Raw genomic sequence first — 20,458 nt, 5'->3', positions numbered from 1 at the left:
AAAAATGAATCTTACCAACGATAGTGAGCAAATGCTTTGTTTGCTTCAGCCATTTTATGAGTGTCTTCACGTTTCTTCACTGATGCACCAGTGTTGTTAGCTGCATCAAGAATTTCGTTTGCAAGACGCTCTTCCATTGTTTTCTCACCGCGAAGGCGAGCGTAGTTTACTAACCAACGAAGACCAAGAGTTGTACGGCGATCAGGGCGCACCTCAACTGGTACTTGGTAGTTAGCTCCACCTACACGGCGTGCTCTTACTTCAAGTACAGGCATGATGTTTTTAAGCGCTTGATCGAATACTTCCATTGGCTCTTTGCCAGTACGCTCACTAATGATATCAAATGCATTATATAGAATTGCTTGAGATTTACCTCTCTTACCATCTACCATCATTTTATTGATTAGACGGCTAACAAGCTTTGAGTTGTAAATCGGATCAGGCAATACGTCTCTTTTTGCTACAGGACCTTTACGTGGCATGTAATTTTTCCTCCTTTCAAGAAAGGGTTATTTTTATTTGTGAATTATTTCTTAGCTGCTTTAGGACGTTTAGCACCGTATTTAGAACGACCTTGCATACGGTTGTTAACACCAGCAGTATCAAGTGCACCACGAACGATATGGTAACGTACACCCGGTAAGTCTTTTACACGACCGCCACGGATAAGTACCACACTGTGCTCTTGTAGGTTATGACCAATACCAGGAATATAAGCATTCACTTCGATTCCGTTAGTTAAACGTACACGTGCATATTTACGCAACGCTGAGTTTGGTTTTTTTGGAGTCATTGTACCAACACGAGTACATACACCGCGTTTTTGTGGTGAAGATATGTTCGTTTGTACTTTTTTGAAGCTGTTATAACCTTTGTTCAACGCAGGAGAAGTTGATTTCTCTTCCTTTGTTTTACGAGGCTTGCGTACTAATTGATTAATAGTAGGCATGTATTTTTCCTCCCTTCATCTTTTCATGTAAGCCCACACATCCAGGTGGTTCATTTAAAGGCAAAAACAAAGTCCTTGCAGATTTCTATCTACAAAAACAGTTTTTAAATAGTTAATGCAACAGCTGCAGCACCTACATCTATCCCACATGCTTTACCAAGCTTTTTCATCGAATCAACATATGTGATTGGAACGTTATGATCTTTAGCAGCTTCTTCTATCATAGATTTGACTTGAAAATTTGTATCGCTAGCGATGACTACTTCAGATACAATTCCAGATTTAAGAGCTTTCACTGTTTGTTTAGTTCCTACTATAATTTCTTTCGCCTGCAATACTTTTTCATAAGACATAAATTCATCCTCCAAAGTATCCAGTAATAGGAGCACCTTTGCTATATTACCACCAATTGAAAATGATGTCAACAATCATTCATATTTTTTTAATATAGAAGGTCGGTGCCATTCTTAAAAAGAACGACACCCTTACTTCTATCATTATTCAACCGTGATTGTTTCTTCAACTGCCTCTTTTGTATAAGGCTCTGCTTGACGATAACGTTGCATACCTGTACCAGCTGGAACAAGTTTACCAATGATAACATTTTCTTTCAAGCCGAGTAACTCATCACGTTTTCCTTTAATCGCTGCATCTGTAAGAACTCTAGTTGTTTCTTGGAATGAAGCAGCGGATAAGAAGGAATCAGTTTCAAGAGATGCTTTTGTAATACCAAGTAATACCGGACGTCCAGTAGCTGGCATTTTACCTTCCATAAGTGCTTTTCTATTCGCATCAGTAAATTGATGGATATCAAGCAATGTGCCTGGAAGTACATCTGTCTCGGCTGCATCGATAACACGTACTTTACGAAGCATTTGACGTACCATTACTTCGACGTGTTTATCACCGATTTCAACCCCTTGCATACGATAAACTTTTTGTACTTCACGTAGCAAGTATTCTTGAACAGCTGTAACATCTCTCACCTTAATTAACTCTTTCGGATCGATAGAACCTTCTGTTAGCTCTTGACCGCGTTCCACTTCATCGTTAATTTGTACTTTTAAGCGCGCAGTATACGGTGCAGTATAAGTGCGTGATTCAACTTCTCCTTGAATAACGATTTCATGTTGACGATCGCGACCTTCATTAATGCCAACCACTGTACCTTTGATTTCTGAAATAACCGCTTGACCTTTAGGGTTACGTGCTTCAAAAATCTCTTGGATACGAGGAAGACCTTGTGTAATATCGTCTCCTGCAACCCCACCAGTATGGAATGTACGCATCGTTAACTGTGTACCAGGTTCACCAATTGATTGAGCGGCAATAATACCAACTGCTTCACCGACTTCAACTTCTTGACCAGTAGCCAAGTTACGTCCGTAACATTTTTTACATACACCGTGGCGAGTATTACATGTGAACGCAGAGCGAATCCATGCTTCTTCAACGCCTGCAGCGATGATTTCTGCAGATAAATCTTCAGTAATCAGTTCATTTTCACGTGCAATGATTTCATTTGTTTCCGGATGTCTAATCGCTTTTCTTACATGACGACCGATTAAACGTTCCTCTAAGCTTTCGATCACTTCTGTTCCTTCCTTCAAGGAAGAAATCAATAAGCCACGATCTGTACCGCAATCATCTTCACGTACAATTACGTCCTGTGCAACATCAACAAGACGACGAGTAAGGTAACCAGAGTCAGCTGTTTTAAGGGCTGTATCAGCAAGACCTTTACGCGCACCGTGAGTAGAGATAAAGTACTCTAATACAGTTAATCCTTCACGGAAACTTGATTTAATCGGTAATTCAATAATACGACCAGCCGGGTTGGCCATTAGACCACGCATACCAGCTAACTGCGTAAAGTTAGATGCGTTACCACGAGCACCTGAATCACTCATCATGAAGATTGGGTTGGATTTATCCAATGATTTCATTAGTTTCGATTGGATATTATCTTTCGCCGCACTCCAGATAGAGATAACTCTGTCATAACGTTCCTCTTCAGTAATAAGACCACGTCTAAATTGTTTTAATACATTATCAACTTTATTTTGAGCTTCATGAAGAATTTCTTCTTTTTCACCTAATACAACGATGTCTGCCACACCAACGGTAATACCAGCCTTAGTTGAATATTTGAAACCTAAATTCTTCATGCGGTCTAGCATTTTTGATGTTTCAGTAATCTTGAAGCGTTTAAATACTTCAGCAATGATATTTCCAAGAATTTTCTTCTTAAACGGATCGACAATCGGCATTGTACGAATCGCTTCAGGAATATCAATAGCTTTATCAATAAAGTATTTCTTCGGTGTTTCAATTTCAAGATTCTCTTTTGTTGGTTCGTTAATATACGGGAATGTTTTCGGTAAAATTTCATTGAATACCAATTTACCAACTGTTGTCATTAATAGTTGCTTGTTTTGTTCTTCAGTGAAAGTTTCATTTTTTAACGAACCAGCATGGACAGCTACTCTTGTGTGCAAGTGAACATATCCGTTTTGGTAAGCAAGTAACGCCTCGCTTGTGTCGTTAAAGACCATTCCTTCACCAACAGCATTTTCTCTTTCTAAAGTTAAGTAATAGTTACCTAACACCATATCTTGTGAAGGCGTAACAACTGGTTTACCATCCTTAGGATTCAGGATGTTTTGTGCTGCCAACATAAGCAATCTAGCTTCAGCTTGCGCTTCTGCTGATAAAGGTACGTGAACCGCCATTTGGTCACCATCAAAGTCAGCATTATATGCTGTACAAACAAGTGGATGCAGGCGAATGGCACGTCCTTCAACCAACGTAGGTTCAAATGCTTGAATCCCTAATCTATGAAGTGTAGGGGCACGGTTTAATAATACCGGATGCTCCTTAATGACACTCTCAAGTACATCCCAAACTTCAGGGTGAACTTTTTCGATTTTACGTTTAGCTGATTTAATGTTATGTGCTAGGCCCTTTTCAACTAACTCTTTCATGACAAATGGTTTAAATAACTCCAATGCCATTTCTTTAGGTAGTCCACATTGATACATTTTCAAGTTTGGACCAACGACAATTACAGAACGCCCAGAGTAGTCAACACGTTTACCGAGCAAGTTTTGACGGAAACGTCCTTGTTTACCTTTTAACATATGAGATAGTGATTTAAGTGGTCTATTACCAGGACCTGTAACAGGACGTCCACGACGACCGTTATCAATTAAAGCGTCAACAGCTTCTTGAAGCATACGCTTTTCATTTTGAACGATGATGCTTGGAGCACCAAGGTCTAATAAACGTTTCAAACGGTTATTACGGTTAATTACACGGCGATAAAGGTCATTCAAATCTGATGTAGCAAAGCGACCACCGTCTAGTTGAACCATTGGACGAAGCTCTGGAGGAATAACTGGTAGCACATCAAGAATCATCCAGCTCGGTTCATTTCCTGAACCACGGAATGCTTCAAGCACTTCTAATCGTTTAATTGCACGTGTACGGCGTTGTCCTTGTGCAGTTTTTAATTCTTCTTTTAAAGTATCTACTTCTTTATCAAGGTCAATATCTGAAAGTAATTTTCTAATTGACTCCGCACCCATAGACGCTTGGAACTTATTACCGTATTTTTCACGGTAAGCACGGTATTCTTTTTCAGAGAGCAATTGTTTTTTCTCTAATGCTGTATCTCCGGATTCGGTTACAACATAAGATGCAAAATAAATTACTTCTTCCAATGCACGAGGAGACATATCAAGAACAAGACCCATACGGCTTGGAATACCTTTAAAGTACCAAATATGTGATACTGGCGCTGCTAGCTCAATATGCCCCATTCTTTCACGACGAACTTTAGCACGTGTAACTTCAACACCACAACGATCACAAACAACACCTTTATAACGAACGCGTTTGTATTTACCGCAATGACACTCCCAGTCCTTTGTTGGACCGAAAATACGTTCACAAAACAAACCATCTTTTTCAGGTTTTAATGTACGATAATTGATTGTTTCAGGTTTCTTTACTTCACCATGAGACCATGAGCGGATTTTATCTGGTGAAGCGAGACCTATTTTCATATACTCGAAATTATTAACATCTAGCAAGGGGCCTACCTCCCTTTCGATCTACAGGTTTTTCCCATTAACTTATTAATAAGTTTGGGTCCCAGTCATCTATTCCACTTAGCTCGAATGGAGGGCAGTGATCGCCCTCCTTGTTCAAATTTATTCTTTTGTTGCTACTGTTTCTGCTACTTCTGTTTCTTGCGTATCTGGAGCGATTGTTAAGGATTCAGCCTGTTGCATATCCTCATCATCATCCGTATCACGCATTTCTATCTCTTTTTCATCGCCTGAAAGGATTTTTACATCCATACCTAAGCTTTGAAGTTCTTTAATTAATACTTTGAATGATTCAGGGACACCAGGTTCCGGTACATTTTCACCCTTAACGATGGATTCATATGTTTTCACACGTCCAACGACATCATCCGATTTAACTGTTAAGATCTCTTGAAGTGTATAAGCAGCACCATAGGCTTCAAGTGCCCAAACCTCCATCTCACCAAAACGCTGTCCACCGAATTGTGCTTTACCACCAAGCGGTTGTTGCGTAACAAGTGAGTAAGGTCCAGTAGAACGAGCGTGAAGTTTATCATCAACCATGTGTGCTAGTTTGATCATATACATGACACCAACAGATACACGGTTATCAAACGGCTCTCCTGAACGTCCATCATAAAGAACTGTTTTCGCATCACGAGCCATACCAGCTTCTTCGATTGTTTCCCAAACATCTTCCTCGTTTGCACCATCAAATACTGGTGAAGCAACATGAATGCCTAGTGATCTTGCCGCCATTCCAAGGTGTAGTTCAAGTACCTGACCGATGTTCATACGAGAAGGTACCCCTAATGGGTTCAACATGATATCAACCGGTGTGCCATCTGGTAAATACGGCATATCTTCTTCCGGTAGAATACGAGAGATAACCCCTTTGTTACCATGTCGGCCGGCCATTTTGTCCCCTTCAGAAATCTTACGCTTCTGAACAATATAAACACGTACAAGTTGGTTTACACCTGGAGGTAGTTCATCGCCATCTTCACGGTTGAAGACTTTGACATCTAGTACGATACCGCCTCCACCATGTGGTACACGCAAGGATGTATCACGTACTTCACGTGCTTTTTCACCGAAGATAGCATGAAGTAGTCTTTCCTCTGCAGTTAGTTCTGTTACACCTTTAGGCGTTACTTTACCAACTAACAAGTCCCCATCTTTCACTTCAGCACCTGTGCGAATAATACCGCGCTCATCTAAATTACGTAGGGCATCTTCCCCTACATTCGGGATGTCACGAGTAATTTCTTCAGGTCCAAGCTTCGTATCACGAGACTCTGACTCATACTCTTCAATATGAATCGAAGTGTATACATCATCTTTTACAAGGCGCTCACTCATGATGATCGCATCCTCGTAGTTATAACCGTCCCATGTCATGAAAGCAACGAGAACATTACGTCCAAGCGCAAGTTCACCAAGTTCCATTGATGGTCCGTCAGCAAGGATTTCACCTTTCGTTACACGGTTACCAACTGCAACAATTGGTCTTTGGTTGTAACAAGTACCTTGGTTGGAACGAATGAACTTAAGCATTCTATATTTATCAAGATCGCCTTTTACTTCTTGGCCATCTACTTCTTTCACACGTCTTACCCAAACTTCTTTCGCTTCAACATGCTCAACAATACCTTCGTGCTTACAAATCACCGCAGCACCAGAATCTTTACCAGAAACATATTCCATTCCTGTTCCAACGCGTGGTGCTTCAGGCTGCATAAGAGGCACAGCTTGTCGTTGCATGTTGGCACCCATTAAGGCACGGTTAGAGTCATCATTCTCTAAGAACGGGATACATGCAGTCGCAGCAGATACAACCTGCTTAGGTGATACATCCATGTAATCAACACGGTCACGTTTAACAACAGTATTTTCCCCTCTAAAACGAGCAACAACTTCCTCGTCAATAAATGAACCATCTTCACCTAGTCTTGCATTCGCTTGGGCTACAACATAATTATCTTCCTCATCAGCTGTTAAGTAATCGATTCTTGAAGATACTGTACCTGTTTCGTGATCAATACGACGATAAGGTGTTTCAATAAATCCGAAACGATTCACTTTCGCAAAGGATGATAAAGAGTTAATTAATCCGATATTCGGTCCCTCTGGCGTTTCAATTGGACACATACGACCATAGTGGGAATAGTGAACGTCACGCACTTCAAAGCCTGCACGCTCACGTGTTAATCCACCAGGTCCTAAGGCTGACAGACGTCGCTTATGTGTTAACTCAGCTAATGGATTTGTTTGGTCCATGAACTGAGACAATTGAGAGCTACCAAAGAATTCTTTAATAGATGCAATAACAGGACGAATGTTGATTAATTGTTGTGGCGTAATTGTGTTCGTATCTTGAATGGACATTCTCTCACGAACTACACGCTCCATTCTTGATAAACCGATACGGAATTGGTTTTGCAATAGCTCACCAACAGAACGTAATCTTCTATTACCAAGGTGGTCAATATCATCTGTATCGCCGACACCATGTAATAAATCAAAGAAATAGCTAATAGAAGCAATAATATCAGCCGGTGAAATATTCTTCACAGCTTCTTCTACATACGCATTACCGATTACATTGATGACTTTCTCGCCATCTTCATTCGGTGCATAAATTTTAATCGATTGAACATCGACTTCTTCATCTATAACGCCACCGACAAGGTCCACTTTCTTAAAGCCAACATTCTTCTCAAGATAAGGAAGAATTCGATCAAGCGTTCTACGATCAAGTACAACACCTTTTTCAGCAATGATTTCCCCTGTTTCAGGATCAACCAAATTCTCAGCTAATCTTTGGCCAAATAATCTATTTTTTATATGAAGCTTTTTATTAATCTTGTAACGTCCAACATTTGCTAAATCATAGCGTTTTGGATCAAAGAATCTTGATACAAGTAAGCTTTTTGCATTCTCAACAGTCGGTGGTTCACCAGGACGAAGACGCTCATAGATTTCGAGCAATGCTTTGTCCGTACCTTCTGTGTTATCTTTTTCAAGCGTATTACGGATATATTCATTGTCACCAATTAATTCGATGATTTCTTGATCAGATCCGAACCCTAGTGCACGCAAAAGAACCGTAACGGGTAGTTTCCTCGTACGATCTATTCTAACGTATACGACATCTTTGGCATCAGTTTCATACTCAAGCCAAGCGCCGCGGTTCGGGATAACAGTGGCAGTAAAGCCTTTTTTCCCGTTTTTATCGAGTTTTCCGCTAAAGTATACGCTCGGAGAACGCACCAATTGCGAAACAATGACACGTTCTGCGCCATTAATTACAAATGTTCCTGTTTCTGTCATAAGCGGGAAGTCACCCATAAAGACATCCTGATCTTTGACTTCGCCTGTTTCTTTGTTCACAAGACGCACTTTCACACGCAAAGGTGCAGAATATGTAACATCTCGTTCCTTCGATTCCTCAACCGAATATTTTGGATCGCCAAGGCTGTAATCAATAAATTCAAGCGATAAATTACCAGTAAAGTCTTCAATCGGAGAAATGTCGTGAAACATCTCTCTTAAACCCTCATCAAGAAACCATTGATAAGAAGAGGTTTGGATTTCGATTAGATTTGGTAATTCTAAAACTTCACTGATTCGTGCGTAACTTCTACGTTGGCGGTGTCGTCCATACTGAACTAGTTGACCTGTCAACTGATTCACCCCTCAAATCAAGCGTTATTATTTGAAAAGCAACCTGTGAATCTCACATGTAAATAATAGAATCTATCTTTTTACCTGTGGATTCCAGCCCACAAGTGAGATAAACTCTTTACATGAGAAATATTATCCAGGTAGCTTGACATATCTTAAACTCGAGTCACATTTCGCTCTATTTTTGCCAAAACTAGAGCGTCGGAAGCCCCAAAGCACAAGTTTCCTCCGTAAACATAAACTCAATCAGACAAAAAGAAAAAGGGTTTTTCAAGCAAAAACCACAATTCCATCATTAGACTATTCTTTTCATTACTTCCCACATCTGGATAAATTTATACAATAACGCATAAATTTTTATCCCTATTGGTAGTATATTATGTTGGCATTTTACAATACTAACATAGCGAAAATGTCAAGTCAATCTTTTTTTGCTCTTAATATAAAATAGCCTTTTTTCTTCACAACAGTATCTACTTCAGCAAATAATTCCGAGAGCTTTTCAATTGCAGATGGTGCACCTTGCTTCTTTTGAATGACTACCCATAGTTCTCCACCAGGCAATAAACATTCAAAACTCTCTTCAAAAATACTATGAACAGTTTGTTTCCCAGCTCTTATTGGTGGATTCGTTAAAATAGCTGCAAATTGTTGGTCTTTAACAACTGCCAACTTGTCACTTTCTTTTACAGTGATATTGTTGATACCATTTAGCTCGCCGTTCGTTTGTGCCAGCTCAAGCGCTCTTTCGTTCACGTCGAGCATGACGACTTGACGATCTTGCATAATCGACGCCATTGATAAACCAATTGGGCCGTACCCACAACCAACATCTAATACATCACCAGATATTTCAGGAGGGATAAACGTCTCTATTAATAACCTTGATCCAAAGTCAACTTCACTTTTTGAAAATACACCATGATCGGTTTTAAATTGAAATGTTTTGTCTCTTAGTTTGTAACTCCAAACACGTGGATTACTTTCGACATTAGGCGTTTTAGAATAATAATGGTCTGACATAGTGGTCACCTCCAGATATTAGAGCTGCATGTGCGAGGATTTTTTTGGTAGAGGGTAAAATTAAGCAAACGCTTCGTTAGTTGCTGTAACGTTCTCCTTAAATTCACTTACCTAAACAGTCCACATAACTGATATTAAAAAAGCCCGCTCATACAAGCGGGCTTTTAAACAAACTATATTACTTAACTTCTACGCCAGCTCCAACTTCTTCAAGTTTAGCTTTGATTTCTTCAGCTTCTTCTTTAGAAGCGCCTTCTTTAATAGCTTTAGGAGTGTTATCAACAACTTCTTTCGCTTCTTTAAGGCCAAGACCTGTGATTTCACGAACAACTTTGATAACTTTAATTTTTTGATCGCCAGCAGAATTAAGAATTACGTCAAATTCTGTTTTCTCAGCAGCAGCGTCTCCACCAGCAGCGCCACCAGCAACAGCTACAGGAGCTGCAGCAGTTACTCCGAATTCTTCTTCAATTGCTTTTACTAGATCGTTAAGTTCTAAAACAGTCATACTTTTAACTGCTTCAATGATTTGTTCTTTAGTCATGATATAATTTCCTCCTTAATTTTTGTTAGATTATATTGGTTAAAACCGATAATTAAGCGCCTTGTTCTTCTTTTTGATCTGCAACAGCTTTTGTTGCAAGAGCAAGGTTGCGAACTGGAGCTTGAAGTACGCTGAGTAGCATAGAAAGTAAACCTTCGCGAGATGGAAGTTCAGCAAGAGCTTTCACTTCTTCTTGTGAAGCGATATTACCTTCAATTACACCCGCTTTAATTTCAAGAGCCTCATGCTTTTTAGCAAACTCGTTTAAAATTTTCGCTGGTGCGACAACATCCTCTGTACTGAATGCAATTGCATTAGGACCAGTAAGATGTTCGTTTAAGCCTGCAAGTTCAGCAGCTTCTGCTGCACGACGACTCATAGAGTTTTTGTAAACTTTGAATTCAACATTCGCTTCACGTAGTTGTTTACGAAGTTCTGTTACTTCTGCAACAGTTAATCCGCGGTAATCAACAACAACTGCTGTTTGAGCTGATTTGAATTTGTCTGCAATTTCTTCTACGATTTGTTTCTTTTGTTCGATAATGCTGCTCATCTTTACACCTCCTATTGAATTATGCATTCATACCGTTCAATCAGATAGGTGAGGCTCACCATCTCATTAAAAAACCTCCATATCAAAGGTAGACATGGAGGAAGTATACAATAGCTCGTTCAAGCAATTAAAATCTATCGTATTACCTCGGCAGGTTATTAAGCCCCAATCGGCTCCTGCTGTCTACGGTATAAATGATTAAGTTATGATAATAACAAGATTCATTCTACAGAATGGACTTTGCTATGTCAACTTTATTTAAAAACCAAATAATGGTTAATTATTTTGTTGCCGCTGTAGAAGGGTCGATTTTCACACCAGGTCCCATAGTAGTAGTTACAGAAACGTTTTTCATGTAAGTACCTTTTGCTGCAGCAGGTTTTGCTTTCATCATTGTATCGAAGATTGTGTTGAAGTTTTCAACAAGCTTGTCATCTTCAAATGATACTTTTCCGATAGGCACGTGAATGTTACCAGCTTTTTCTACACGGTATTCAACTTTACCTGCTTTGATTTCATTAACAGCTTTTTCTACATCAAATGTAACTGTACCTGTTTTAGGGTTTGGCATTAAACCTTTTGGTCCAAGTACACGACCAAGTTTACCAACTTCACCCATCATGTCTGGAGTAGCAACGATTACGTCAAACTCAAACCAACCTTGGTTGATTTTGTTGATGAATTCTGCATCTCCAACATAGTCTGCACCCGCAGCTTCTGCTTCTTTCGCTTTTTCACCTTTTGCAAATACAAGCACGCGTTGAGTTTTACCAGTACCGTTCGGAAGCACGACAGCTCCACGAATTTGTTGGTCAGCTTTCTTAGGATCTACACCTAAACGAAAAGCTACTTCAACTGTTGCATCAAATTTAGCAAAGTTTGTTTTCTTCGCAAGAGCAATTGCTTCTGCAACTGGGTAAGCTTTTGTGCTATCTACAAGTTTAGCAGCTTCTACATACTTCTTACCTTTTTTAGCCATTTTAATTTCCTCCTTGAATGTGGTTTTAGCGGAATAACCTCCCACCGACGAAAAGCACGTTTGCCTCTCATCTCAAAAACGTCGGTCCCTCGAGAATTTCTCAAGGTCCGAACATTATAAAGGTTGCGAGTGAAACTAATTCAGCATCGCAACCTTTTTAGAAACAATCATCATACATACATAGCAAATAGTATTAGTCTTCGATGACAATACCCATGCTGCGTGCAGTACCTTCAACCATACGCATAGCAGCTTCTACACTAGCAGCGTTTAGATCAGGCATTTTTGTTTCAGCAATCTCGCGTACCTTGTCACGCTTGACTGTTGCTACTTTATTACGGTTTGGTTCACCAGAACCAGACTCAATACCAGCCGCTTTCTTAAGCAATACAGCAGCAGGTGGAGTTTTCGTAATAAATGTAAATGAACGGTCCTCAAATACCGTGATTTCAACAGGAATAATTAGACCAGCTTGTTCAGCTGTGCGTGCATTAAATTCCTTACAGAATCCCATGATATTAACACCGGCTTGACCTAGTGCAGGACCAACTGGTGGTGCTGGATTTGCTTTACCTGCAGGAATTTGCAATTTAACAAGTTTGATTACTTTTTTAGCCACGAGACACACCTCCTTAAAGTCCGTGATGTGGTAATAGGGGTTTTCCCCCTCCCACTCAACTGTTAATTCTTTATATTAACATAAAGAATAATGTCCAATGTCCGGTCTCGTCTTCTGAGACATACTGACCTATGAAATATTATCATTTTTCAAAGACGATTTCAAGTTCTTTTCAAAAATATAGGAGAGCTCATAAGCGAAAGACAATGGCTAGATACGGCGAAATCATACAAAAATCAACTTTCTCTAGTTAAATATAAGGGAGAAAGACCGTTAAATTTTTTCGATTTGCGAAAAATCTAATTCAACTGGCGTATCTCTTCCAAACATATTTACAAGCACCTTGATTTTCGCTTTATCTTTATCGATTTCTTCAATAGATCCAGTAAAGTTAGCAAATGGACCTTCGTTTACTTGAACCGTTTCCCCAACTTCGAAGTTTACATCCATTCGTTTTTCTTCAACACCCATACGTTTAAGAATGACCTGCACTTCTTCAGGCAACAATGGAGTCGGTTTGGAGCCAGAACCCGCTGAACCAACAAATCCCGTTACACCAGGTGTGTTACGCACTACATACCAAGAGTCATCTGTCATAACAATCTCCACCAACACATAACCTGGGAACACCTTTCGTTTTACAACTTTCTTCTTACCATTCTTAATATCTGTTTCTTCTTCTTCAGGGACAACCACTCTAAAAATTTTATCCTGCATGCCCATCGATTCCACACGTTTTTCAAGGTTTGCTTTTACTTTATTCTCATACCCTGAGTACGTATGTACTACATACCAATTCTTTTCCATATCAAAGGGGACTTAACGTCCTTCCCTCCCTGCAATCTATTTTTATTTTTGAAAGACTGACATCTCTTGTTTGTCTAAAGTGACGGATTACGAAACCAATCGAATCCTAAGCAAATGGACTAGGCCTTTCTTGACCAAATGAAAAAACCCGTTACCGGGCTCCTGCAAATGTTCCTGTGTTATCATCCATTATACCATGGAAGCTCAGGGGTTATTCAAGAATTAAACGAATCAATTCAGAAATACCTAAATCAACAACAGTAAAGAATAACGTAAAGAATAAAACAACGACAATAACTGTGATCGTATATTTCGTTAGCTCTTTCTTTGTAGGCCAGCTAACCTTTTTCATCTCACGTCCAACTTCACGGAAAAACTTCACGATGCGTCCCATTTCTTAACCCCCAACTTTTAAAGAGATATATCCTTTAACAAAAAAGCGTTGATTAAGAATACATCCCCCTGAATGCCATTCTATTACTTTTTTGTCTCTTCTTTACTCTATTATTTTGTTTCGCGATGAACTGTATGTGCACTGCATTTACTGCAAAATTTCTTTAATTCCAATCTCTCATTACCTTTGTTACTATTGGTAGTGTAATTTCTTGTCCCACAATCGGCACAAGCTAGTATCACTTTTTTCGGCATTTTTCACACCTCTTCGACATTTATGCCATTAAAACTCTACCATGGCCAATAATCCATGTCAATAACAGCAAAAATAGGAAAACCTCCACTGTTATCAATCGAAAATGGTTCTCATATGCCCATAAATAATATATTAACATATAGTAGTTATAAAGAGAATTCTCTTATTTCTAAATATCTCTCTAGTTTTCTCTTCACTCTTTGCAAAGCATTATCAATTGACTTCACATGTCGATTCAATTCTTCTGATATTTCTTGATATGATTGCCCATCTAAATAAAGGGCAAGCACCTTTCTTTCCAAATCGCTCAAAAGTTCAGACATTTTTACTTCGATGTGGTCAAACTCTTCCTGATTAATAATTAACTCTTCTGGGTTCATCACTTTCGCTCCAGAAATGACATCCATTAACGTACGATCTGACTCCTCATCATAAATAGGCTTATCAAGCGATACATAAGAATTCAACGGGATATGCTTCTGTCTTGTTGCTGTTTTAATTGCAGTGATAATTTGTCTTGTGATACATAATTCTGCAAATGCTTTGAAGGAAGACAACTTGTCCTCCTTAAAATCTCGAATGGCCTTATAAAGACCAATCATTCCCTCCTGCACAATATCTTCCTTGTCGGCACCAATGAGGAAATAAGACCTCGCCTTTGCACGCACGAAGTTTCGATACTTATGGATCAAATAATCTAGCGCTTCACTTTCACCTTTATGCACTAATTCAATTACTTCTTCATCTTCGAGTTGCACGTATAAAGAATGCTTTTCAGCTTTTGTCCTGAAGTCGATACTCATCCTGATCCCTCCGACCGTACAAGCATGGTTAGAAATATTATACAGTAGGGTATTTTCCAGCGTCAACCAATCATTTAACGTTCTCTGCGCCATTTTTCGAAAATTTCAACGATTTCATCACTTAATGGGATTTTAGACACTGGCTTATTTTCCTGGCTTTTCTTTACTTTTTTGTTAATTTGTTTTTCAATATGATTCATTTCATTGTGTAATTCTCGGGCTGACTTTCTTAACGCACCTTGAGCAAAGATGACTCTCTGCTCTGTAAAATCTGAAGTAGCTACATAGATTTGTGTTTTAATATTATTTAACGCAATCGCTAGCTTTTCAATACGTTCATCTGCGGTTTCGTTTGTACGTGTAAAAATAACTTCAACATTATAATTCTTAAATTTTCTTTCTGTCCCTTTTACGTAATGGGCATCAAAGACAACTATGACTCGGTAACCGGAATACCCTTGATATTCAGCCATCTTTTCTACCAGCAGGTCCCTGGCTGCTTCTAAATCCTTATTTTTTAGAAGCTGAAGCTCTGGCCAGGCACCGATGATATTGTATCCGTCAACAAGAAGGATATTCATCATTATCGCTCAATCGGAGAGCGTTTGCGGTAGACTTCATACATCAACAAAGCAGCAGCGACTGAAGCATTTAAAGATGTTACTTTTCCAGCCATTGGTAAGCTGATAAGAAAATCACATTTATCTCTAATCAGTCTTCCCATTCCTTTCCCTTCACTACCAATGACTAATCCGATGGGCATCACTCCATCCAATTGGCGATAATCCTGTTTACCGCTTGCATCTGTACCCGCAATCCAAACGCCTCGTTCTTTTAATTCATCAATCGTTCTTGCTAAGTTCGTTACACGAGCAACAGGGATATGTTCAATCGCTCCCGTTGAAGCTTTAGCAACTGTTGCTGTTAAACCAACCGCACGCCTCTTTGGAATAATAATCCCATGCGCACCTACAGCATCAGCTGTTCTCATAATCGAGCCTAGATTATGAGGATCTTCAATCTCGTCCAATAGAAGAAAGAATGGAGCTTGTCCACTGTTTTCTGCTTTTTTAAATAGGTCATCTAACTCGGCATATTGATAGGCAGCCACTTGAGCAACCACACCTTGATGATTCCCTAGCTCCATTTGATCCAATTTCTTTTTCGGAACAAATTGAACCAGCACACCCGCTTCCTTCGCCATTCCAACCACTTGCTGCATTTGCCCTTTTTGAGAGCCTTCCGCAACCATAATTTTATTCATATCACGCTCTGACTTAAGTGCCTCGATTACAGCGTTTTTACCAATAATGAAATCATGACTCATTTCTTGCTCTCCTCCTTCCTATCCTCAGTCCACTTAAATGCTTTTACTACTAACTCTTCTAACCGCTCTACTCGTTTAGATAAATATAAGAAACCTATCAATGCTTCGAATGCAGTACTATAACGATAAGTTTGTACATCGGTGTTTTTCGGAATGGTGCCAGATTTAGCATTTCTCCCCCGTCTTACTACCGCCTCTTCTTCTTCTGATAAAACGCCCTCGTCCAAAAATGCATGAATCACTTTTGATTGTGCTTTAGCAGATACATATTTCGTTGCTGCCTTATGCAACTGATTTGGCCTTATATTACCTTTTTGTAATAAGTCCTGACGTACGTATTGTTCATAAACAGCATCGCCCATATAAGCAAGGGCGAGACTGTTTAATTGTTTAGGATTAAGATTTTCTTCGTATGAAAGCATCACTCTTATCCTCTTTTCCATCTTGTTCCTTGAGCTGTATCCTCAAGAATAATATTCATTTCTTTTAATTGATCACGAATTTGATCAGCTAATTGGAAATTGCGATCTTTTCTTGCTTGAATCCGATCGGCTATCAATTGATCCACTTCCTCATCTAACAGCTGTAGCTCATCCTCTAATGATAGTCCAAGCACACCGAAGAAATCCTCGAATTGAGTCATAAATGCATCGATTACAGCAGTGGACGTATTCTTTTCCATCAAATAATAATTCGCTTGTTTTGATAATTCAAATACAACAGAGATGGCATTCGCCGTGTTAAAATCATCATCCATATCTGTGATGAATTGCTTTTGTAAATCACCAATTTTCTCTAACCATTCTTGGTTATTTTCTGTTAACTCACTACTCGCCTCTTTACGATGCTTTAAATTCTCATACGATGCTTTAATACGCTCATAACCCGCTTTTGTATTTTCCAGCAATTCTTCATTATAGTTAATTTGATTACGATAATGCACTGCTAACATGAAGAACCTTAACACTTGCGGATTGTGCTTCTTAATAATATCGTGTACCAAGACGAAATTACCGAGTGATTTAGACATTTTTTCGTTATCAATATTAATATAGCCATTATGCATCCAGTAACGAGCGAAAGTTTTACCTGTCACTGCCTCTGACTGTGCTATTTCATTCTCATGGTGAGGAAATGATAAATCTTGTCCTCCAGCATGAATATCAATCGTGTCACCTAGATATTTACGAGCCATAGCGGAGCATTCAATATGCCACCCTGGGCGACCTGCCCCCCAAGGACTATCCCATTTAATCTCACCTTCCTTCGCCGCTTTCCAAAGGACGAAATCAAGTGCGTCTTTCTTCTTCTCACCAACAGCAATTCGATTGCCTAACTTTAACTCATCAATCGATTGATGAGAAAGCTTTCCATACTCTTCAAACTTTCGTGTATGGTAGTACACATCTCCTTCTGATTCATAGGCAAAACCTTTATCAATCAGCGCTTGGATAAAATCAATAATCGTATCCATATTTTCCGTTACTCTCGGGTGTGTGTCTGCTTTTTTGCAACCTAATGCCGATACATCTTCAAAATACGCTTCAATAAATCTCTCCGCAATTTCCGGCACGTCTTCACCTAGTTCTTTGGCCGTGCGGATTAATTTATCATCGACATCTGTGAAATTTGACACAAAATTCACATCATATCCGCGATACTCCAAATATCTCCTCACTGTATCGAACACAATTGCAGGGCGAGCATTTCCTATATGAATATAATTGTATACAGTAGGTCCGCAAACATACATCTTTACTTTACCCTCTTCTAACGGGATAAACGGCTCTTTTTTTCTTGTTAACGTATTATATAATTGAATCGCCATTTATGAGTGGCTCCTTTCAGCTTTCAGTTGTTCAAACTCTTTTTTCACGCGCTCTAACTCATTTTCTAGCTCTTTAAAGCGATCAGAAATGGGATCTGGTAAGTCTGTATGATTTAAATCTTTCGTTACTTTGACGCCATCTTGGATTTTTACCTTACCAGGTATACCAACAACCGTTGAATTAGGTGGCACTTCATGTAAAACAACTGAGCCGGCACCTATTTTTGAGTTTTCCCCAATTGTAATGGATCCAAGCACTTTTGCCCCTGTAGCAATAAGAGCATTATCCTTAATCGTTGGATGTCTCTTGCCTTTTTCTTTCCCTGTCCCCCCAAGTGTTACACCTTGATAGACAGTAACATTATCTCCAATCTCGCATGTCTCGCCAATAACAACACCCATCCCGTGATCAATAAAAAATCGACGGCCTATTTTCGCCCCAGGGTGTATTTCTATCCCAGTAAAAAAACGACTAATTTGTGAAACCAACCTTGCAAGGAAGAAAAATTTATTTTTATAAAGACTGTGTGCAATGCGATGATTCCAAATCGCATGTAATCCTGAGTAGGTTAACACTACTTCAAAAACACTTCTTGCGGCAGGATCCTGTTCAAACACAACATCTATATCTTCCTTCATTCTTTTAAACATGCTCTCTCCCTCCAGTCTTTAAATAGCATTTTTCTCGTATAATAAAAACAACAAAAGTAACAGTGATTACACTCTCTCTTTGGGTGGGTCCTTATCACCAGAAAACAAATAACATATCTATAAATAAAAAACGCCCCTGTCTAAAATAGACAGAGACGTTTACACGCGGTTCCACTCTGTTTAAGCTTTCATATAATAAAAGCTCCAACTCTGCCTCGTTAACGGGAAGGTAACCGCCTATTTCTACTATAAAGGTTCGAAACAGGACTCAGAGGGGCACTTCAGAGAATGAGAGGTTTAAACCACTTTCAGCCGATGATGGTTTTCTCTAATAAACAGTCATTACTCTTACTTTTCCTCTTCAATGATTTAGCATCTATAATGATTTTCTAAAGATTTATACGTTAATATTCTATACTATATTATATTTTTACCGATATGTTAACCTAAAATACGCTGTAGGCGAATTTTTACAGTTTCCCTACCTAATAACTCCATTGCTTTCGGTAGGTCTGGGCCATGTGTCTGCCCCGTTGTTGCTGAGCGAATCGGCATAAATAATTTTTTCCCTTTATGTCCTGTCGCTTTCTGTACTGACTTCATTGCCGCCTTTATTTGATCAGCTTCAAATACCTCAAGCGCCTCTACTTCATGTAAGAAAGCAGTCAACACTTCCGGTACTTGCTCTTCAGCTAAAACTTCGCTTGCTTCTGGTTCAACTTCGATATCCTGAACAAAGAATAATTCACTTAGTTCAATTACTTGCGCACCATAACTCATTTTCTCTTGTAGCAACAACACTAATTTCTTTAACCATTGTAACTCATCGTCAGAAGGATTATCTCCTACTTTGCCTGCTTTTTTAAAATGAGGTAACGTTAAATCAAGTAACTGGTCACCATCTAACTTTTTCATGTACTGCGCATTAATATGAGCAAGCTTCTGCATATCGAATAAAGCCGGTGACTTAGATAACCTTGACTCATCAAAGATTTCAATTAGCTCTTCTTTGGAGAATAATTCTTCCTCTCCACTCGGAGACCAACCAAGTAAAGCGATAAAGTTAAACAAGGCTTCAGGCAAGTAACCTAGCTCTTCGTATTGTTCAATGAATTGAATGATTGACTCATCACGTTTACTTAATTTTTTACGACTTTCATTCACTATTAGCGTCATATGACCAAATACAGGTACTTGGAAGCCAAGTGCCTCATAAATCATAATTTGTTTAGGTGTATTTGAAATATGATCATCTCCACGTAATACATGAGAGATTTTCATTAAATAATCATCTATGGCTACAGCAAAATTATATGTCGGTGTCCCGTCTTTTTTAACAATTACATGATCACCAATGCCATCTGACTCAAATGACACTTCTCCTTTAACCATATCATTGAATGCATACACTTTTCCTTGTGGGACAAGAAAACGAATACTTGGTTTTCTTCCTTCAGCTTCGAGTTGTTGGCGATCATCATCTGATAAATGTCTGCACTTTCCTGAGTAAATCGGCATTTCACCTTTAGCCATTTGCGCCTCACGTTCAGCTTCTAACTCTTCTTCCGTACAATAACACTTATAAGCTTGTCCGCTATCAAGTAACTGTTGATAATACTTTTTGTAAATTTCGTTTCTTTCTGATTGACGGTACGGGCCGTATCCACCATCTTTATCGATACTTTCATCCCAGTCTATACCAAGCCATTGTAAGTATTTTAATTGACTCTCTTCTCCGCCCTCAATATTACGTTTTTTATCTGTATCTTCTATACGAATGATGAATTTACCATTTTTACTACGAGCAAATAAATAATTAAACAAAGCTGTACGCGCATTACCAATATGTAAATGTCCCGTTGGACTTGGTGCATAGCGTACACGAATATCACTTGACATGATGATCCTCCTTCAAAATCGGTTCTATTTCGAAAAACCGCTGATTGCT

At 39.1% G+C, this 20,458-nt stretch carries 20 protein-coding genes and 2 other annotated features; all 20 genes read right to left on the bottom strand.

Features of this window, described 5'->3' with window-relative positions:
* Positions 1-11: 11 nt before the first annotated feature.
* On the bottom strand, positions 12-482 hold the full coding sequence (rpsG, locus tag MHI57_RS15670; protein ID WP_095371228.1) for a 30S ribosomal protein S7: 471 nt from the start codon (positions 480-482) through the stop codon (positions 12-14).
* Between the two features lie 44 nt (positions 483-526).
* The gene (gene rpsL / locus MHI57_RS15665) at positions 527-949 is read right to left on the bottom strand and encodes a 30S ribosomal protein S12 (RefSeq protein ID WP_095371229.1); all 423 of its coding nucleotides are present in this window, start codon (positions 947-949) and stop codon (positions 527-529) included.
* A 104-nt stretch (positions 950-1,053) separates the two neighbouring features.
* A complete protein-coding gene (locus MHI57_RS15660; RefSeq protein ID WP_095371230.1) occupies positions 1,054-1,302 on the bottom strand; it encodes a 50S ribosomal protein L7ae-like protein in 249 nt (82 codons plus the stop codon).
* A 144-nt stretch (positions 1,303-1,446) separates the two neighbouring features.
* Entirely contained in the window at positions 1,447-5,043 is a 3,597-nt protein-coding gene (gene rpoC, locus MHI57_RS15655) for a DNA-directed RNA polymerase subunit beta' (protein WP_340977159.1), read from the bottom strand.
* Between the two features lie 120 nt (positions 5,044-5,163).
* Complete coding sequence (gene rpoB, locus MHI57_RS15650) at positions 5,164-8,727, bottom strand: DNA-directed RNA polymerase subunit beta (RefSeq protein ID WP_340977158.1); 3,564 nt, start codon at positions 8,725-8,727, stop codon at positions 5,164-5,166.
* Positions 8,728-9,147: 420 nt separating this feature from the next.
* Positions 9,148-9,750: a class I SAM-dependent methyltransferase gene (locus MHI57_RS15645; protein ID WP_095371233.1), complete on the bottom strand. Its 603-nt coding sequence runs from the start codon at positions 9,748-9,750 to the stop codon at positions 9,148-9,150.
* A gap of 178 nt (positions 9,751-9,928) precedes the next feature.
* On the bottom strand, positions 9,929-10,294 hold the full coding sequence (rplL, locus tag MHI57_RS15640) for a 50S ribosomal protein L7/L12 (protein ID WP_095371234.1): 366 nt from the start codon (positions 10,292-10,294) through the stop codon (positions 9,929-9,931).
* A gap of 52 nt (positions 10,295-10,346) precedes the next feature.
* A complete protein-coding gene (rplJ, locus tag MHI57_RS15635) occupies positions 10,347-10,847 on the bottom strand; it encodes a 50S ribosomal protein L10 (protein ID WP_095371235.1) in 501 nt (166 codons plus the stop codon).
* A 59-nt stretch (positions 10,848-10,906) separates the two neighbouring features.
* Positions 10,907-11,054, bottom strand: a sequence feature (ribosomal protein L10 leader region).
* A 73-nt stretch (positions 11,055-11,127) separates the two neighbouring features.
* Positions 11,128-11,826 (bottom strand): 50S ribosomal protein L1, encoded by a 699-nt coding sequence (gene rplA / locus MHI57_RS15630; RefSeq protein WP_095371236.1) that lies wholly within the window; start codon positions 11,824-11,826, stop codon positions 11,128-11,130.
* A 193-nt stretch (positions 11,827-12,019) separates the two neighbouring features.
* A complete protein-coding gene (rplK, locus tag MHI57_RS15625; protein ID WP_009336545.1) occupies positions 12,020-12,445 on the bottom strand; it encodes a 50S ribosomal protein L11 in 426 nt (141 codons plus the stop codon).
* Between the two features lie 273 nt (positions 12,446-12,718).
* On the bottom strand, positions 12,719-13,252 hold the full coding sequence (nusG, locus tag MHI57_RS15620) for a transcription termination/antitermination protein NusG (protein ID WP_095371237.1): 534 nt from the start codon (positions 13,250-13,252) through the stop codon (positions 12,719-12,721).
* Positions 13,253-13,463: 211 nt separating this feature from the next.
* Entirely contained in the window at positions 13,464-13,646 is a 183-nt protein-coding gene (gene secE, locus MHI57_RS15615) for a preprotein translocase subunit SecE (protein ID WP_095371238.1), read from the bottom strand.
* A gap of 110 nt (positions 13,647-13,756) precedes the next feature.
* The gene (rpmG, locus tag MHI57_RS15610) at positions 13,757-13,900 is read right to left on the bottom strand and encodes a 50S ribosomal protein L33 (protein WP_191816903.1); all 144 of its coding nucleotides are present in this window, start codon (positions 13,898-13,900) and stop codon (positions 13,757-13,759) included.
* 147 nt (positions 13,901-14,047) lie between these two features.
* Positions 14,048-14,770: an RNA polymerase sporulation sigma factor SigH gene (gene sigH / locus MHI57_RS15605; protein ID WP_180317053.1), complete on the bottom strand. Its 723-nt coding sequence runs from the start codon at positions 14,768-14,770 to the stop codon at positions 14,048-14,050.
* Positions 14,771-14,778: 8 nt separating this feature from the next.
* On the bottom strand, positions 14,779-15,285 hold the full coding sequence (locus MHI57_RS15600; RefSeq protein ID WP_095371241.1) for an NYN domain-containing protein: 507 nt from the start codon (positions 15,283-15,285) through the stop codon (positions 14,779-14,781).
* A 2-nt stretch (positions 15,286-15,287) separates the two neighbouring features.
* A complete protein-coding gene (rlmB, locus tag MHI57_RS15595; protein WP_095371242.1) occupies positions 15,288-16,031 on the bottom strand; it encodes a 23S rRNA (guanosine(2251)-2'-O)-methyltransferase RlmB in 744 nt (247 codons plus the stop codon).
* Positions 16,028-16,453, bottom strand: coding sequence for a Mini-ribonuclease 3 (locus MHI57_RS15590; RefSeq protein ID WP_340978635.1), 426 nt, complete (start codon positions 16,451-16,453; stop codon positions 16,028-16,030). Before MHI57_RS15590 ends, rlmB begins: the two co-directional genes overlap by 4 nt.
* Positions 16,454-16,458: 5 nt before the next feature.
* The gene (gene cysS, locus MHI57_RS15585; protein ID WP_095371243.1) at positions 16,459-17,859 is read right to left on the bottom strand and encodes a cysteine--tRNA ligase; all 1,401 of its coding nucleotides are present in this window, start codon (positions 17,857-17,859) and stop codon (positions 16,459-16,461) included.
* Positions 17,860-18,510 (bottom strand): serine O-acetyltransferase, encoded by a 651-nt coding sequence (gene cysE / locus MHI57_RS15580; RefSeq protein ID WP_095371244.1) that lies wholly within the window; start codon positions 18,508-18,510, stop codon positions 17,860-17,862.
* Between the two features lie 148 nt (positions 18,511-18,658).
* Positions 18,659-18,884: a binding site (T-box leader), on the bottom strand.
* Between the two features lie 67 nt (positions 18,885-18,951).
* On the bottom strand, positions 18,952-20,409 hold the full coding sequence (gltX, locus tag MHI57_RS15575; RefSeq protein WP_322910604.1) for a glutamate--tRNA ligase: 1,458 nt from the start codon (positions 20,407-20,409) through the stop codon (positions 18,952-18,954).
* Positions 20,410-20,458: the final 49 nt, after the last annotated feature.

This window comes from Cytobacillus sp. FSL K6-0129 (assembly GCF_038007625.1).
Taxonomy (GTDB): Bacteria; Bacillota; Bacilli; order Bacillales; family Cytobacillaceae; genus Cytobacillus; species Cytobacillus kochii.
This window is presented reverse-complemented; position numbering and strand designations above follow the sequence as displayed.

Bases quoted from the DNA above. Each gene is read 5' to 3' on its own strand.
- MHI57_RS15660 (WP_095371230.1), bottom strand. From the start codon at position 1,302: ATGTCTTATGAAAAAGTATTGCAGGCGAAAGAAATTATAGTAGGAACT.
- rplJ (WP_095371235.1), bottom strand. From the start codon at position 10,847: ATGAGCAGCATTATCGAACAAAAGAAACAAATCGTAGAAGAAATTGCA.
- cysS (WP_095371243.1), bottom strand. From the start codon at position 17,859: ATGGCGATTCAATTATATAATACGTTAACAAGAAAAAAAGAGCCGTTT.
- MHI57_RS15645 (WP_095371233.1), bottom strand. From the start codon at position 9,750: ATGTCAGACCATTATTATTCTAAAACGCCTAATGTCGAAAGTAATCCA.
- rlmB (WP_095371242.1), bottom strand. From the start codon at position 16,031: ATGAGTCATGATTTCATTATTGGTAAAAACGCTGTAATCGAGGCACTT.
- rpmG (WP_191816903.1), bottom strand. From the start codon at position 13,900: ATGCCGAAAAAAGTGATACTAGCTTGTGCCGATTGTGGGACAAGAAAT.
- rplL (WP_095371234.1), bottom strand. From the start codon at position 10,294: ATGACTAAAGAACAAATCATTGAAGCAGTTAAAAGTATGACTGTTTTA.
- MHI57_RS15590 (WP_340978635.1), bottom strand. From the start codon at position 16,453: ATGCTTTCATACGAAGAAAATCTTAATCCTAAACAATTAAACAGTCTC.
- secE (WP_095371238.1), bottom strand. From the start codon at position 13,646: ATGGGACGCATCGTGAAGTTTTTCCGTGAAGTTGGACGTGAGATGAAA.
- rpsG (WP_095371228.1), bottom strand. From the start codon at position 482: ATGCCACGTAAAGGTCCTGTAGCAAAAAGAGACGTATTGCCTGATCCG.
- rplA (WP_095371236.1), bottom strand. From the start codon at position 11,826: ATGGCTAAAAAAGGTAAGAAGTATGTAGAAGCTGCTAAACTTGTAGAT.
- cysE (WP_095371244.1), bottom strand. From the start codon at position 18,510: ATGTTTAAAAGAATGAAGGAAGATATAGATGTTGTGTTTGAACAGGAT.
- gltX (WP_322910604.1), bottom strand. From the start codon at position 20,409: ATGTCAAGTGATATTCGTGTACGCTATGCACCAAGTCCAACGGGACAT.
- nusG (WP_095371237.1), bottom strand. From the start codon at position 13,252: ATGGAAAAGAATTGGTATGTAGTACATACGTACTCAGGGTATGAGAAT.
- MHI57_RS15600 (WP_095371241.1), bottom strand. From the start codon at position 15,285: ATGAATATCCTTCTTGTTGACGGATACAATATCATCGGTGCCTGGCCA.
- rpsL (WP_095371229.1), bottom strand. From the start codon at position 949: ATGCCTACTATTAATCAATTAGTACGCAAGCCTCGTAAAACAAAGGAA.